The organism is Streptomyces sp. JLBG701, from assembly GCF_058544905.1.
Map to the genome: position 1 here is coordinate 5666339 of NZ_CM178588.1, position 14312 is coordinate 5680650.

Sequence of the window (14312 nt, forward strand, 5' to 3'; positions counted from 1 at the left end):
ATGGTGCGATGAGGGACCGGGGATCAGGGGATCGGGGGGCGAGGACCGGTGGGCGACACGACCGAGGTGTTCCAGCCACTGCAGGCAGAGGATCCGCCCATGGTGGCCGGCTACCGCCTCGCCGCCCGGCTCGGCGCGGGAGGCATGGGCCGGGTCTATCTGTCGCACACGCAGGGCGGCCGACCGGTGGCGATCAAGGTCGTACGGCCGGAACTGGCCGACGCCCCGGCCTTCCGGCGGCGTTTCCGCCGGGAGATAACGGCGGCCCGGCGGGTCCGAGGCGCGTACACCGCCGAACTGATCGACGCCGACGCGGACGGCGTACCACCATGGCTGGCCACGCTGTACGTGCCCGGCCCCTCCCTGGCGGAGGCCGTCGCCCGGAGCGGACCACTGCCGCTGCAGGCGGTGCTGTGGCTGATGGCGGGCGTGGCCGAGGCGCTCCAGGCCATTCATGGCGCGGGAATCGTGCACCGGGACCTGAAACCGTCGAACGTCCTGCTCGCCTCCGACGGACCCCGAGTGATCGACTTCGGCATCTCGCTGGCCTCCGGCGTCACCTCGCACACCACCGCGGGTTCAGCCGTCGGCACGCCCCAGTTCATGGCTCCCGAGCAGGCGACCGCGGGTGAACTCACGGTGGCGACCGACGTCTTCGCACTCGGCCAGACAGCGGCGTTCGCGGCACTGGGCGAACCGCTGTACGGGGACGGCCCCTCGGTCAACGTGCTCTACCGGATCGTTCACTCGAAACCCGACCTGTCCCGCCTCCCCGAACAACTCCGTCCACTGATCGCCCGCTGCCTCGCCGCCGACCCGCAGGAACGGGCCACCCCGACGGAGATCGTCGAGTGGAGCCGACGGCAACTGGGCCCGGACGCCGACGCGGGCGCGGGCCCGGCCGTCTGGCGGGAGGTCACGGGCCCGGAGCTGACGGTCCCACCGCCGGCCCCCGATCCCAGCCCGACCGCCGTGCATACGCGGCTGCTGCCCAGGTCGGCACAGCCGGTAGGGCCGGCGGAACCAACAGGGCCGGACGGCTCACGGACCCACCGGAGAGGACGCACCGCGCTGATCACGGTCGCTGCCGTGACGGCGAGTTTGCTGTTCCTGACGGGCTTGGCATGGACGGTCAAGGCAACAGCGAACCGACTCAGCCACCGGGATACGACCACCTCGTCGACGCACGATGCAACGGCCTCCGCACGCTCGTCGGCGTCCTCATCGGCTTCTACGCCGGGCTCCGCGTCGGGCTCCGGAACCAGCGGCCGGACACCGAATACAGCGAGCCCCTCCTCGACCGCGCCCGAGTCGCCGCAGACCATCGTCTCCACCGGACTGTGGCTGGACGCGACGCACTCGCTGTCCTTCGAGAAGCCGGCCTGGCGCGAGGACCGCAAGGGGGACATCCGCTTCGACTGCAAGGACGCCGGCTGCGCACTGGACAGCGACACAAGCGTGCTCGCTCTGTCGAACGCCGATCCAGGCTTCACCACCCTCGATTCGTGCCGCCTCGACCTCGGCTCCGTCAAAAGCCACCGCCTCACGCTGACCGTGGCGGCGGCCGGCAGCAACATCTGCGTCAAGCGCTCCTCCGGCGACATCGCCCTGCTGGTGATCCAGGTGAAGTCGACAGCGGTGCCGAAGCTCGGCTTCGTAAGCGTGGACATGACGGTCTGGCGGGCGACCTAGGCGGGCTCGTGCCGGGACGTCATCCCGAGCGGACTTGTGCCGGCCAGCCCGTCACGACGCGATCGACGTCGAGCGTTGTGGCTTCCAGAGCTACCCCGCCTTGCGCTGAGCCGTCCCCGTACCCGGGTGGGATGCTTGCACATCGTCGGGCAGGAAAGTCTCGTTCTCCCCGGAATCCGGGGCCTGGAAGGGGTTCGTCGCCGGAGGAGGCGATGCCGCGGTGACACCACGGGGCGCCCCCTCCGGAGCGGAGAACAGCGAGGTCAGGTCGATTAGAGGTCTCCCTACAGCTTGCTCATCTTGGTGTACGGACTCAGGATCCGCTGTTGCCCCGAACCGAAGTCCACGAGCACCGCGATTCCATCCTCGATGCCGATCACGCGGCCGAGGCCGTACATGTCGTGTGTGACCTTGTCCCCCACGGCGAACTCCTTGGGAGACGGCGTGGCCGGGGCCTTGAAGGGGCTGGTGGGCAAATAGCGCTTCGGTGCAGCTGGCTTTGTCATTGCCCCCAGTATGGGCCCGCGCGCGCCGCTCGCCGAGACCGTTTGCGTCCGCTCTTCGTCACCGGGCGTGCCGACATCTGAACGCCGCCTGCTGGTCCCGTCTCGTCTCGGTGACTCCTGAATAGCGTTCACTCCCAACCCATTGCAACAAATAAGGCCCGCTTGTTGCGTTACCCGCAACCCATTGCAACGATTTATCCAGTGCGACCTGCAGTTACACCCATCGAACGCAACAAGCTTGTTGCCTGACCAGTGAACGCAACGTAGCGTTTCCGTCATGAGAAACGACGGGTCGAAGGCCTCACAGGTCGAGAAATGCTCGTTCGCGGAGTGAGCGATCAAAGGGGGCGAACCATGAAGACAGCACAGAAGCAGCAGCAGACGGCACCTGGCACCTTCACCGCCTTCGCCCGCTTCGTTCTCTGCGGCGGCGGAGTGGGACTCGCCTCCAGCTTCGCCGTGGCCGCCCTCGCCGCCTGGATTCCCTGGAGCCTGGCCAACGCCCTGATCACCGCAGCTTCCACCCTCCTCGCCACCGAGTTGCACGCCCGCTTCACCTTCGGCGCGGGCGGGCGCGCGACCCGGCGCCAACATGTGCAGTCCGCCGGGTCCGCGGCGGCGGCGTACGCGGTGACCTGCGTGGCGATGCTTGCCCTGCAGCAACTCGTGGCGGCTCCCAGCGCGGTACTTGAGCAGGTCGTCTACCTGTTCGCCTCCGCACTCGCCGGTGTCGCGCGGTTCGCGGTGCTACGCATCGTCGTCTTCGCGCGGAACCGCTCGCGGGTCGCAGCCACCGGTCACACCGCCGGCCCCGGGCACGCGACCGCGGCCCGTGCCACGGCACCGGCCGACCCGGCGGCGCTCTGCCGCGCCGCCTGACCGTTCCTCCGGGCGGCGCGCTGAGCGCCACGCAAAGGCTGACAGGTCCATGAGCAGACGGGTTCCTCCTCCCCGATGGACCCATAAATCGAACACGTGCTTGAATTTGGGCATGCGACCGTTTCCCGCCGACCTCGCCCAGGCGCAGCAGGAGTGGAGCGCCACCTACCGACGGCTTGCCGAGCAGCCCGGCCGCACCGAGTTGCGCCGCCATCTGTACCGGCTGTCCGCTCAGCTCTTCTTCCACCCCTACTGGCGGCAACGACGGCCAAGCGCCGCGGAGTGGTGGGAACTGCGCGACCTGGGGCGGCCGGAAAGGGACGTGAGCTGAGTGCCGCCATCACCGGATGACCCCGAAAGCGTGTCCGGACCGATTCACGTGATCGTGCATCCGCCGTCTCCCAAAGGTGGCCGGCGCGTGCGCGTGGACGGCGAGATCCTCGGCCTGGCCCACAACATGGCCGACATCGCCGAGTTCCTCCGCCGAGCCGGCCTGGAGATCGACCCTGCCGACCTCGCGGGGGCGCCGTGGATCGACTGGCGCGGAGTGGGGCCGGAACGCTGGGGCCCGGAGACAGGCAGCTGACGCCGTGCCCAAATTTCCTCAGACCAAGACCCGCGCCATCCGTCCACAACCTCACACGACAGAACGGCCAACGGGCAAACTGACCTCATGACAAAGCTGCCCGTACGGTCGTCCCGTCGCACCCCTTCTGGTTCGGTGCTGTCGTTGTGGTCACAGGACTCCGTGCTGTCGATCGGCTCGGTTGGATCGGTGCTGTCCGTGGGGTCCGTCGGTTCGGCCTTGTCGATCGGCTCGATCGGAAGTGCCCTGTCGGTCGGCTCGATCGGTTCCTCACTGTCGCTGATCTCAACCGGGTCGTGGCTGAGTACAGGGTCGTTGTTCTCCGCGCAGTCAAGGTGGTCGGTGCTGTCCTGGCGTTCCTCTCGCAGCTTCCTGGCCGTGGGAGCGGTAGGCGCAGCGACCGGAGGCGCCTTGCTGCTGGCCCAGATGCTGCACAAGGCGGATACCGGCGCCCGATAACCCTGGTCGGGTGGCCGCGGGTCCCCGGTCACCGAGGTCGCGGCGCACTATGGGGTCCCGCGGAGCGACGCGACGTCACGAATGGCGGGCGGCTATGACCCGAATTTCGCCCATTGCCCTTCGGAGACCACCTCGACGGAGCCGTCGACGACCTTGATGGCGGTTTGTTCGTCGATGGCGTAGGCCGGGACGCCGATGTCGGCGGCCCACCGCTCTGCGTCAGCCAGGGTGTTGTGCGGGAAAGCGTCCAGGTGCGGGAAGATCGAGAAGTCGACGACTCCCAGGGTGCGGTCGTCCGGCGCGGACGGCCACTCGACGAAGTACGCCCCGATCCGGGGTGTCATCACCATGCTTCCGGCGCTCACTCCCACCCAGACCGTGTCGGGCAGCGAAGGCAGCAGATCGGCCAGCCCGGACTGCCGCATCCAGTGGCACAGATAGGTCGCGTCGCCGCCGTCGACCAGGAGCACGTCGGCCTCCCGGATCCAGGGGACGTATCGCTCGGCACCGATGGTGGGCAGTGCGGTGAGCTCAAGGACACCGAGCGACGCCCAGCCCAGGCCGGACAGGTGCTGCCACGTGGGCTCGGCGGCCACGAAGCCCCGCACCGATGCCGGACCGCACATCGGGTGACCCCACTGTGCTGTCGGGACGCAGAGCGCGTGGCACTCGGCGACCGGCTTGCCGAGAAGCTCCACGAGCGCCGAGTGGATGCTCGGGTTCGTGACGCCGCCTGACGTGAGCAAGAGCTTCAAGGTGCCTCCAAATTCGCGCGCGGAAGGTGGACGTACCTGAAGACCTGGGACCGTGCCGGAACTCATCGCAGTTCGGCAACCTCATCAGAGGTCTCCCAGGTCCCTCAGGTCGCCGGGCTCGACTGCTCCACCTGACAGGACGGTCAGCCACAACGTCCAGGCCAGACGTCAATCGTCACCTGACGGGAATCCGTCAAAGCTCAACCGAACCTGAACCTGGGCATCGGACGCGTGGGGCTCGAAGTCGTATGCGCAGGCTGGAAGTTCGTCGCCTTGGCGGTGTGCGAACGGGAGGAAGAGTACGGGGCGGATCGTCGTCCAGGTGATGCGGGTGTTGGCGTGGGTGACCGAGACCGTGCAGGGTTCGGCGTGCAGGAGGGCGTTGCTCGCGTCGAGATGCGGCCCTCGTACAGCCAGGCCCACGCCAGCACCCGCACCAGTAGCCCCGCTGCGGCTTGTCCATCAGCACGGGAGACCTCCCGGGCGGGCATCGGTGAAGAGTTCCGCGGTGACCGTATGGCCGCCGTCGCTGTCGTGAACGACGACCCGATGCGCGATCACCTGGGCGGACACCGAAAGGGCCAGGTGGAAGCCGCCGCATGCCTTCCCGAACTCGTACACCCCAAATGGCAGGACATCCGCTCCTTCGGTGAGGGCCACGGCCCGGACGATGAGCCGGTGCGGCTCGTGTCCCGCTAGTCGTCTAGAGCCGCTTCAGGTTCCGGTCCAGGAGCACGAAGAGCGCGGGCGTCTCCAGATACTCCCGGAACACAGTCCAGTCCACGGTGAAGGACGCCCGCTCACCGGTACTGACCGCACCGCGATCGTCGGCCACCATGCGGCACTGCCCGTACGGCTCCACGATGCTGAACATCCGGCGGGCCATGGTGCGCAGCCCTCGCACGGTGCCCCAGGATGCGACTGCCACGGAGAGCACCAGCGAAATGATCAACACAGGCAGCGAGGCATCGCGGAAGGCCGAGAAGACAACCACGGCTGTGACCGCCACCAGCGGCGCCATGAGCGCCTGGACCCGACCCGCCCCGGGATCCTAGCGAGGGTCCGGCCCGGCGAGTCAGGGCCACCGCGCCAGGACCACTGGACACCCTCGAATCCACTTGAAGTGGTTGCCGTCAGACACCGCCGTCAAGGCAAAAGCCAGAGGCCCCGTGGATCACTCCACGGGGCCTCTGGTCTACTGTGCACTCGGCAGGATTCGAACCTGCAACCTTCTGATCCGTAGTCAGATGCTCTATCCGTTAAGCTACGAGTGCTTGTCTTCTGTTTTCTTGCCGTTCCTTGCCCTTCCGGGCCGCTCGCGGCGACAGGAAGAACATTACATGACTGCCGTCGCCATGTGAAATCCGTTAGCCGTACCCCTTGTGAGCTGCGGAAACGGCCTGTGGGGCAGTCCCGGGACAGTGTCGGGAAACAGCGAAGCCCCGGCCGTACGGACCGGGGCTTCGTGATCTGGCGCGGAGGCGGAGGGATTTGAACCCTCGATGGGATTGAAGTCCCAAACCGCATTAGCAGTGTGTTGCCTGTCGTATGACGGTGACGGGCCTCGATCGCCCGAGACGATCCGCCGCAGGTCACACCAGAAGTGCCATCCGATGGGGTTGGACCTCATCGGAACGCGTACTGGCCTCTTGGTGCCATCAGCGTGCCAACGGAGTCAGCCCGTGCCGCCGGCCTTCTTCGGGCGGCCACCCTTTCGCGCGCGGCGCTCCGCCAACTCCTCCTCCGCCTTGGCGAGGTCGGCGCGATCCTGGTCGTCGCCGTGCTCGCGGACGCGTGCGCGCATGTGGTCGAGCAGGTCGTTCGTGCGGTCCGTGCTGAGCCGTTCACAGATCCGGCCGTACGCGTCCCACAGAGGGCCCGGCACTCGGACGGGTCGAGTCCTGGTGTGCCGGGGTGGCTCGTTCGCCTGCTCCTCGCTCACTGCGCTCCCTCTCTTGTAGTTGCACGGAATCTTCGCACGAGGCTTGTGCATCTACAAGGTTTCCGGATACCGTGTAGTTGCAAGGTTAGCCAGTCCGGAAACGGAACGGCCCCCGACCGGTGTGTGAGAGCCCGGTCGGGGGCCTGACGGAATCCACCCGACTACACCGGGAGACCCGCTATGACGCATCCTTCCATCCGCCGCGAGCGCCGTACGACCCGTCGCGTCCTGCGCACCGAGCTCCGCCGCCGTACTGCGGCCAACCGCCTCGCCGCCTCGTGCCGCCGCCGCCCCCGCTCGCTGGCCACCGTGGCGATCGCCTCCGGCGTCGACCGCGACACCGCGGCCGGCTGCGCCAACGGCTTGCGCACCGTGGCGAAGCGCCTCGGCGTCACCCCCGCCGCCACCGCCCGCACCCGCCGCACCGTCCACGGCGGCCGCGCCCACCGCACCCACACGGTCGGCCACTACAGCCTCAGCCAGGTGTGCACGCTCGTCGCCTCGTACAAGCCCCGCAAGCCGGAGTACGCGGCCGCCGCCGCCCGCATCGCCGCCTTCACGGCCGCCGCCTAGTCCACCCGCCACCCGGTCCGCGCGCCCGAAGCGCGAATTTTACCGCCGGGTAACGGAGTTGGGTCGAGCCATCCCCGCGCCCTCCCTCAAACGGAGAAGGGGTGGCTGGCCCAACCCCGGCGGCCCGACTACCAGGAGAAGAGCCGTATGACCACCGCACACGAGGGGACCGAGAACATGACCATCACCACGTTCCGCACCACCGACACCCCCGTCGACACCGAGCCGACCCAGCAGCGCGCCGACCAGCTCGCCGACGACGGAGCCCGCGGGCACGCCGACGACGAGACCCACCTGACCTACCGGGCCGCCGCGGTCTACGTCACGGGCAAGGTGTACGACGAAGCCCTCACGACCAGCGACCCGGCCGCGACGCTCGACGACATCGCCGACCACCTGGCCGAGGTCATGCCCCAGGTGTTCCAGGAGATGGGCACCGCCCCCGACCTCGCTGCGGTCCTGCTGCCCGAGGTCAAAGACCGTATGTGGGCCTTCACCGTCGTCGAACACGCCCGCGCCGAGGTCGGCAACGACTACGGATACCTCTTCGACGTCATGGCGGACGCCCTGAAGCGCGGCGCAAACACGCAGGCCATCAGGGGCGACGTGCCCCGCGTCGTCAAGCGGCTCCGCGCCGAGGACACCCTGCACCGGATCCGGGAGGCCCGCGAGGGAGCTGACGGCCCGTGGGCGGAGATCCTCGACATCGTCCTCGACCAGATCGGAGATGGCTCCGACCCGCAGGAGGTCATGGACCAGGTTCTCGACCTGATGCGCCAGGCCCGCGCCGAGCGCACCGAGGCGGGTGCCCTCTGATGCGCGCGATCAAGTGGGAGTCCGCCGACCTCGACGCCGGCATCCCCGTCATGTACCGCGACTTCGGAGACCGTGGTGTGAGGGCCGCGTACGACCCCGAGCAGATCTCGTTCGAGCGCGCTCAGGTGCTCCTCGTGATCTTCTGCCCTCAGTCCGTCGAGGCCCGCGCGTGACCACGCGCGCGTAGCCCATCCAAGACGGCCCCGGGCTCGGCGACCCTACCGCCGGCCCGGGGCCTCGATCCGAACCCTGATCCAACCAGGAGCAGACCGTGCCCAACACCGTACCCATCTGCGGGAGCACGTCCACACCCGTCACCCACACGAACACCAGCGACCTCAACAGCGCCATCCGCGTCGCCCAGCGCATGCTCGCCGAGTACGGCGACATCGACATCCGCGACCTCGGCCGCCTCAACCAGGCCTACGGCGCCCACCGCGAAGCCCTCCGGATCCTGCTGCGCGCCCTCGGCGCCGAGCCCGTCGACGAGCAGGAAGCCATCCGCCGCTCCGTCGACGCCCAGTTCCCCGCCGTCGCCGCATTCCTCGCCGACGAGCGAGGTGAGGGCAAGTGAGCACCGAGCCCCGCACCGTCACGGTCCACACCCTCGACCACGGCGACGTCACCGTCACCTGCCCCGCCTGGTGCCGCAGCGACCACGAGCCGAACGGCTACCGCGCCGACATCCTCCACAGCGGCCCGGACATCGCCCTCGTCTTCCACGGCCACACCATCGGCGACGCGAGCCTCGTGCAGTCCCCGTACGCCGAACGCCTCGGCCGCGAGGTCGGAGTCTCGGTCAGCCTGCTCGGTCAGACCCTCGACTCCGTGGGCCTGTACGACTTCGCGGCCACGCTCGACGCGCACGCCGATCGCCTCCGCGACCTCGCCGACCAACTGCACGCGTTCCTTGCCGGGGGTGCGTAATGGCTGCGATGTCTCGTACGACCCGCCGGATCGTCGTGCACCACCTCACCGAGCGCGGCATGACACCCGCGAAGATCGCTGATGAGCTGGACGTTTCCGCCGACACCGTGCGCAGGGACCTCCGCGAATCGCCCCCGGCATCCGTTGCTCAGACGGCAACGGCTGCGGCACCTCCTACGCCCGGTCTGCTGCTGCCCGAGAGCACGCAACTGCGGCAGGACCTGAACCTACTCGCCGCCTCGTACAAGGCGCAGCGAGAGGACGTCGCGCGCTTTGCGATCCACCAGGCTGCGGAGGCGATCCGCCAGCGCATGCAGGCCCGGTTCGCGGCCGCCGACACACGGCAGGAGGCCCGTTCATGAGGTGGATCCTGTTCGGCGCGCTGCTCGGTCTGCTGTGGGTGTTGTGTCCGGCGCTCATCCTCGGCCTCGCCGCGAGCCCCGTCGTCGTCGCGTTCGGGTTGGGCTTCGCCCTCCGGCCGGCCGTGGCCCGCCGCGTGCGGGGGTGGGCAGCGTGATCGAGCCCTCTCCTCTCGACAAGGCGGAGGCCGCGGTCAGAGAGGCGGCCTCCAACACGGGCGTCGTCGAACTGGCCATGGCCGCGCTGGAGGTGGCGAAGCTCGCCGCCAGCCAGCAGCAGCCGACGTGCCAGCACGCGCCGCCACAGCAGTTCGACGTGCGGAAGTGGCTCACGATCGGAGGCCTCGCGATCGTCGGCGGGTGTGTCGCCTGCGCGCTCGCGTTGGCGTTCGCCGTCGCCATGACCGCGATCGCCATCGGCGGCGTGTGCGCGACCGCCTGTCTGCTCGTCCTGCGCTCGATGTGGCGCGACTACCAGAAGAACCGCTGACCGCCGTCCAGGGAGCATCTGTGAACGAGTCCACCCGCCGGCGCAGGCGCCGGGCAGCCTGCCGCGCCCTTCTGACTGCCGCCCTGGCCGCCCTCGCCATGGCGGCCTGCGCCCTGTCGCCCGGCCCCGCCGGAACCGTGGTCGGCAAGCCCAAGCACATCAGCTGCCAGCTCATCGGCGGACGCCAGCAGTGCGCGTGGAAGTACCGGCTGACGACCCGCGACGACGACGGCGACCACACGTTCCCCGTCTCCCGCGACGACTACAACGACTGCCCCGACCAGGCCGCCTACCCGGCGTGCACGGAGGACTGACCCATGGCTGCCGACGACATTAAGTTCTCCGACTTCACCACCGGGGAGAAGCTCCGCATCGTCGCCCTGGGCGTCCGTATGGCCAAGCGCGGTCTGGCCGACGACGGCAGCGGCAACGTCGACATCAGCGACCTGCAGCGCCGCGTGCAGCGCATCGAGGACGGCGCTCTGCGCCGCAACCGCAAGAAGTAGCGACACCCCGGGGACGGCCATCAACCACCAAGTCACCGGCCGTCCCCGGGCATCCCGCAGCCCATCAAGGAGCAGGAAGACCCCAGCATGACCGTGGACCTGATCAAAACGCCACAGGACGCGCACAGCGCCCCGGCGGCGGATCCCGCCAACTCCGCACCCCAGCCCGCCGATTCTCCCGCACGCTCCCGCCGACGACTCCGCATCGACCACCTGCGCCGCGTCGTCGTCGAGGCCCGCGAGCACACCGCATACCGGGCCGCGGTACGGCACAGCGCCTACGTGTTTGGCGGGTCCCGCATCGTCGCCCGCCGCACCTGGGACGGCCGCACCGCGTCCCGCTACGAGCGCATGATCCGTGCCGCCGAAGCCGCTGGCCTCATGGACGAGGTCAAAGAGTGGGAGCAGCGCGCCCAGGTCTACCGGGCCGCCCGCCACCGCCGGCGCATGGACCTGATCCGCACCATGATCTACGCGCCCAAGGCCATCGGCTACGCCACCGCCACCGGCGCGGGCATCCTGCTTCTGCTCGGCATCCTGCTCGCGTGGGCCAACCATGACGTCCACGACGTCCTCACGCCCATCGAGACCATCATCGACCTGGTGCGCTGGGTCGCGTTCATCGGCGGCATCGTGTGGGATCCGTTCCTGTTCGCCGCCCCGTGGCTCGGCCTCGCCGCCGTGTGGGCCGTCGGTCGGCACCAGCACACCGCACCCCAGTGGGCGCTTCCCGTCCAGGACCGCGACATGGGCGGTCCCATCACCCCGTCCATCGTCGTCGTCGCCTTCCGTGACCTCGGCATCGCCGCGCTGCGCAAGGCCATTGAGGGCATGGGCGATGTGGGTGCGGCCATGTTGTCCGGGATCCGGATCGCCGGGTGCGGTGTCGAGGTCGACGTCACCCTGCCCTCCGGCGTCTCCACCGAGGAGATCCAGGGCCGCCGCCGCAAGCTCGCCGAGAACCTCAACCGGCATGAGCACGAGGTGTTCATCAGCATCCCGCCACAGCCGCGCACCGTCCGCCTGTGGATCGCCGACAGCGGCGCCCTCGACGAGCCCATCGGCGTCTCGCCGCTCATGCTCAACGAGGACGCGACCGCCGACTACTACACCGGCGCCGCACCGTGGGGGCAGAACCTGCGCGGCGACCTCGTCGACGTCTCCGTGTTCCAACGTCACATCCTGCTCACCGGCCTCTCGAACCAAGGCAAAACCGCTTCCCTGCGCGCCCTCGCCCTGTGGCTGGCCCTCGACGACACCGTGGACTTCTACATCGCCGACCTCAAGGGCGTCGGAGACTGGCGCGGCTTCCTCGGCCTCGCCCAAGTCCTCATCCAGGGCCCCACCGACGACCACGTGGCGCAGGCCACGGACGTGGTCGAGTGGGGTGTCAACGAGATGCAGAAGCGGATCGGCCTGCTCGAAGAGTCCGGCTCGACCGAGGGCGTGACCAGGGACATGGCCCGCAGGGACTCCCGCTTCCGGCCCGTCGTCATCATCGTCGACGAGGCGCAGGTCGCCTACGGGTCCACCGCCAAGAGCCCCGACGGCCGCCCCTACGGCGGCTCCAAGGCGACGTCCCGCTACTTCCAGGCCGTGAAGAAGATCCACGACCAGGGCCGCGCGGTGAACGTCACCATCTGGGAGGGCACGCAGGACCCGACCGACGAGAACCTGCCCAAGCGCAGCCGGGAGGGCAACCACATCCGCGGCTCGCTGGTGCTCGGCACCGAGTCGCAGGCCAAGATGGCGCTCGGCGAGGCCCCGGTCGAGGCCGGCGCCGCACCGCACAAGCTGCGCCGCGACCTTGACCGCGGAACCCTCGTCGTCGCGGGCGGGGTCAGGATGGAGCCGGGCCAGGTCTCCGTGACCGTGCGCACCTACTTCATCTCCGGCGGCGACGCGGTCACGCTCACCGACCGTGCGAAGGCCCGCAGGCACGGCGTCACCACCGTGCAGACGCTGGACGTCGAACGGCCCGTCGACCACCTCTCCGATATCTGCACCGTGCTCGGCGAGGACAGCCGGGTGCGCACGCAGGAGGTGCTGCACCGGCTGCGGACGCGCAACGACGCCGTGTATGCGGACTGGACGTTCGGCGATCTGAAGGCACAGCTGGAGCCGTACAGGGCCGAGCCGTACAAGAGCGACGGCGTCATGGTGGTCGCCCGCGACCGCGTCCAGGACGCCATCCTGGAGCGTCTCGCCGCCATGGAGGACGACTCCGAGGACGAGGGAGGCCACTGAGACAGAGGGAGAACTCCCTGACCGCCTCCCTGCCCTGCCTCCCTGTACATGACCTGCGGAAATGGCCAGTCAGGGAGGCGAGGGAGGCGCCTTGCGAGGTCACTCGATGACCCCGCAAACGGCCCTTCGGCTCCCCTTCACCGCCTCCCTCCCTGTCGCCAGAGGGGAGGCGATTGCCATTACACAACGCGTGTGTAATCCTGAGTGTGTAAGCGCTACACAACTCCGAACGGGGGGTTCTCGCCATGCGCATGAACATCTCAGTGCCCGACGAACTCGCCGACCAGGTCCGCGCCCGCAACCTGCCAACTTCCTCAATCTGCCAGGACGCGCTACGCGAAGCCGTCGAGACGCACGACAAGAAGGAGCGAACCATGACCGACATCCAAGCCGTCATTGAGCGACTGCGAGGCACACAAGACGAGGAGCGCCAGCGCAACCTCGACGAGGGCCGCGAACTGGGCATCCTGTGGGCCAAGGAGAACGCCACGGCGGACGAACTGCGGCAGGTCGCCAATGGGGACCGGCTCACCTTCGAGCGGAACACCCCCGAGAGCCTCATCGGCTTCTACGACGAGGTGGAGCACAACCACAACCCGGAGTACGCCGACGAGCACAACGAAGGCTTCGTTGCAGGCGCGCGCGAGGTATGGGAGGCGGTAGAGCGCCTGCTCTGACGCACGTACGACAACGGCCCCCGCCTCGGTGAGGACGGGGGCCTTCGCCATGTCCACGCGACCCACCGTCGCGTGGGGGCGGTGGGCCGCGTCAGTGTTCCCACACGTCCGGCCCGCCGCCCCGCCACTCGATCAGCCCGGAAGCGGCGACGTACGACTCGTCGACGTCCTCGATCCCCGCCCGGCGCAGGAACTCGGCGATGTCCCGCAGCCCGTACGCCCGGCCGAGGATCTCCCCGTCGACGCGCACACGCCGGCCGCCGTCCTCGCCGGGCGGGTACACGACCACGGGCATCACGGAAGCCATGCCGTCAGCCTCTCCCACGCCAGCGTCGCCCGCACCAGCGCCCCCGAGAGACGTGCCAAGCACGTGCCATCACCTTGGTAAACCCGCAGGTCACAGCCAACACACCGCATCATCTATGCGGTTGGTGGTCACCCGCGCGTGGTCACAACACGGACACACTCCCCACGCGCCGCCCTCGCACACGGAATGCTCGCCCTCTCAACTCACTCTGGGGGGACCATGGCGAGCTACAGCGACGTGCAGAAAGCCGTACGAGTCGAGAAGTTCAGGATCTGGCTCGCCTGGTTCTGCGGCGGCTTCGTCGGCCTGGCGGTGGCGAACGCGACGAAGGACATCCGGATCTGGAGCGTGGTCACGCAGGTGTTGTTCGTCGGGCTCGGAATCCTGTCGACGATCGCCGCGGTGCGGATGGCGAACGCTCTGAATCGGCGGGCCGAGGCGGCGCGGCGCGAGGTTCTGGGCAACGACTGGCAGTGATGCTGCCCAACTCGGCAAGCCCCCAGCGCAGCCGTGACGAGCCGTCTGGGGGCTTCGGCATGCGGAAGTCGACGGCCCCCGTGAGCCATAGCTTCACGGAGGCCGTGTCACCCC

The 14312-nt window shown here is 68.9% G+C and carries 23 protein-coding genes, 1 tRNA gene and 1 pseudogene; 18 read left to right on the forward strand and 7 right to left on the reverse strand.

What is annotated here, in order from left to right; all coding sequences use genetic code 11:
- The first annotated feature begins 48 nt into the window (after positions 1-48).
- Positions 49-1692: a serine/threonine-protein kinase gene (locus AC5DRG_RS26140; protein ID WP_491801865.1), complete on the forward strand. Its 1644-nt coding sequence runs from the start codon at positions 49-51 to the stop codon at positions 1690-1692.
- Between the two features lie 284 nt (positions 1693-1976).
- Here the strand turns inward: AC5DRG_RS26140 and AC5DRG_RS26145 are convergent, their stop codons facing one another.
- On the reverse strand, positions 1977-2198 hold the full coding sequence (locus tag AC5DRG_RS26145) for a CarD family transcriptional regulator (protein ID WP_491801866.1): 222 nt from the start codon (positions 2196-2198) through the stop codon (positions 1977-1979).
- Positions 2199-2552: 354 nt separating this feature from the next.
- On the opposite strand from AC5DRG_RS26145, the gene AC5DRG_RS26150 reads away from it, so the two are divergent.
- The 4 genes from AC5DRG_RS26150 (at position 2553) to AC5DRG_RS26165 (ending at position 4122) form a co-directional block, all read left to right on the forward strand.
- Positions 2553-3077, forward strand: a complete 525-nt coding sequence (locus AC5DRG_RS26150) for a GtrA domain-containing protein (protein ID WP_491801867.1) — start codon at positions 2553-2555, stop codon at positions 3075-3077.
- Between the two features lie 112 nt (positions 3078-3189).
- Positions 3190-3408 (forward strand): DUF8825 domain-containing protein, encoded by a 219-nt coding sequence (locus AC5DRG_RS26155; RefSeq protein WP_491801869.1) that lies wholly within the window; start codon positions 3190-3192, stop codon positions 3406-3408.
- Positions 3409-3438: 30 nt separating this feature from the next.
- Positions 3439-3663 (forward strand): hypothetical protein, encoded by a 225-nt coding sequence (locus AC5DRG_RS26160; protein WP_491801870.1) that lies wholly within the window; start codon positions 3439-3441, stop codon positions 3661-3663.
- An 87-nt stretch (positions 3664-3750) separates the two neighbouring features.
- Positions 3751-4122, forward strand: a complete 372-nt coding sequence (locus tag AC5DRG_RS26165) for a hypothetical protein (RefSeq protein ID WP_491801871.1) — start codon at positions 3751-3753, stop codon at positions 4120-4122.
- A 92-nt stretch (positions 4123-4214) separates the two neighbouring features.
- Here the strand turns inward: AC5DRG_RS26165 and AC5DRG_RS26170 are convergent, their stop codons facing one another.
- From AC5DRG_RS26170 to AC5DRG_RS26190, 5 genes and pseudogenes are all read right to left on the reverse strand, one after another.
- A complete protein-coding gene (locus AC5DRG_RS26170; protein ID WP_491801872.1) occupies positions 4215-4877 on the reverse strand; it encodes a Type 1 glutamine amidotransferase-like domain-containing protein in 663 nt (220 codons plus the stop codon).
- Between the two features lie 462 nt (positions 4878-5339).
- A pseudogene (locus AC5DRG_RS26175) lies at positions 5340-5486 on the reverse strand (ATP-binding protein); the annotation flags it as partial.
- A 94-nt stretch (positions 5487-5580) separates the two neighbouring features.
- On the reverse strand, positions 5581-5805 hold the full coding sequence (locus tag AC5DRG_RS26180; protein WP_491801873.1) for a hypothetical protein: 225 nt from the start codon (positions 5803-5805) through the stop codon (positions 5581-5583).
- 273 nt (positions 5806-6078) lie between these two features.
- A tRNA-Arg gene (locus tag AC5DRG_RS26185) sits at positions 6079-6151 on the reverse strand.
- Between the two features lie 401 nt (positions 6152-6552).
- Complete coding sequence (locus tag AC5DRG_RS26190) at positions 6553-6819, reverse strand: hypothetical protein (protein WP_491801874.1); 267 nt, start codon at positions 6817-6819, stop codon at positions 6553-6555.
- Positions 6820-6999: 180 nt separating this feature from the next.
- Between AC5DRG_RS26190 and AC5DRG_RS26195 the strand changes: the two genes are divergently transcribed.
- The 12 genes from AC5DRG_RS26195 to AC5DRG_RS26250 all read left to right on the forward strand — a co-directional run bounded on the left by AC5DRG_RS26195 (position 7000) and on the right by AC5DRG_RS26250 (position 13414).
- Positions 7000-7392: a hypothetical protein gene (locus AC5DRG_RS26195; protein WP_491801875.1), complete on the forward strand. Its 393-nt coding sequence runs from the start codon at positions 7000-7002 to the stop codon at positions 7390-7392.
- Between the two features lie 147 nt (positions 7393-7539).
- Positions 7540-8208, forward strand: coding sequence for a hypothetical protein (locus AC5DRG_RS26200; protein ID WP_491801876.1), 669 nt, complete (start codon positions 7540-7542; stop codon positions 8206-8208).
- Positions 8208-8381: a hypothetical protein gene (locus AC5DRG_RS26205; RefSeq protein WP_491801877.1), complete on the forward strand. Its 174-nt coding sequence runs from the start codon at positions 8208-8210 to the stop codon at positions 8379-8381. The genes AC5DRG_RS26200 and AC5DRG_RS26205 overlap by 1 nt, the downstream gene beginning before the upstream one ends.
- A gap of 98 nt (positions 8382-8479) precedes the next feature.
- Positions 8480-8782 carry a hypothetical protein gene (locus tag AC5DRG_RS26210; protein ID WP_491801878.1) on the forward strand — a complete coding sequence of 101 codons (303 nt, stop codon included), beginning with the start codon at positions 8480-8482 and terminating at the stop codon, positions 8780-8782.
- Entirely contained in the window at positions 8779-9135 is a 357-nt protein-coding gene (locus tag AC5DRG_RS26215) for a DUF6907 domain-containing protein (protein WP_491801879.1), read from the forward strand. Before AC5DRG_RS26210 ends, AC5DRG_RS26215 begins: the two co-directional genes overlap by 4 nt.
- A gap of 8 nt (positions 9136-9143) precedes the next feature.
- On the forward strand, positions 9144-9497 hold the full coding sequence (locus AC5DRG_RS26220) for a helix-turn-helix domain-containing protein (RefSeq protein ID WP_491801880.1): 354 nt from the start codon (positions 9144-9146) through the stop codon (positions 9495-9497).
- Complete coding sequence (locus AC5DRG_RS26225) at positions 9494-9652, forward strand: hypothetical protein (protein WP_491801881.1); 159 nt, start codon at positions 9494-9496, stop codon at positions 9650-9652. The genes AC5DRG_RS26220 and AC5DRG_RS26225 overlap by 4 nt, the downstream gene beginning before the upstream one ends.
- Positions 9649-9984: a hypothetical protein gene (locus AC5DRG_RS26230; protein ID WP_491801882.1), complete on the forward strand. Its 336-nt coding sequence runs from the start codon at positions 9649-9651 to the stop codon at positions 9982-9984. The genes AC5DRG_RS26225 and AC5DRG_RS26230 overlap by 4 nt, the downstream gene beginning before the upstream one ends.
- A 20-nt stretch (positions 9985-10004) precedes the next feature.
- Positions 10005-10298: a hypothetical protein gene (locus AC5DRG_RS26235; protein WP_491801883.1), complete on the forward strand. Its 294-nt coding sequence runs from the start codon at positions 10005-10007 to the stop codon at positions 10296-10298.
- 3 nt (positions 10299-10301) lie between these two features.
- Positions 10302-10490 carry a DUF6257 family protein gene (locus AC5DRG_RS26240; protein WP_491801884.1) on the forward strand — a complete coding sequence of 63 codons (189 nt, stop codon included), beginning with the start codon at positions 10302-10304 and terminating at the stop codon, positions 10488-10490.
- A gap of 87 nt (positions 10491-10577) precedes the next feature.
- Positions 10578-12737, forward strand: coding sequence for an FtsK/SpoIIIE domain-containing protein (locus tag AC5DRG_RS26245; RefSeq protein WP_491801885.1), 2160 nt, complete (start codon positions 10578-10580; stop codon positions 12735-12737).
- A 251-nt stretch (positions 12738-12988) separates the two neighbouring features.
- Positions 12989-13414, forward strand: a complete 426-nt coding sequence (locus AC5DRG_RS26250) for a hypothetical protein (RefSeq protein WP_491801886.1) — start codon at positions 12989-12991, stop codon at positions 13412-13414.
- A 91-nt stretch (positions 13415-13505) separates the two neighbouring features.
- Here AC5DRG_RS26250 and AC5DRG_RS26255 read toward each other — a convergent pair whose 3' ends face one another.
- Positions 13506-13721: a hypothetical protein gene (locus tag AC5DRG_RS26255; RefSeq protein ID WP_491801887.1), complete on the reverse strand. Its 216-nt coding sequence runs from the start codon at positions 13719-13721 to the stop codon at positions 13506-13508.
- A 219-nt stretch (positions 13722-13940) separates the two neighbouring features.
- Between AC5DRG_RS26255 and AC5DRG_RS26260 the strand changes: the two genes are divergently transcribed.
- A complete protein-coding gene (locus AC5DRG_RS26260) occupies positions 13941-14198 on the forward strand; it encodes a hypothetical protein (RefSeq protein ID WP_491801888.1) in 258 nt (85 codons plus the stop codon).
- The last annotated feature ends 114 nt before the right edge of the window (positions 14199-14312 follow it).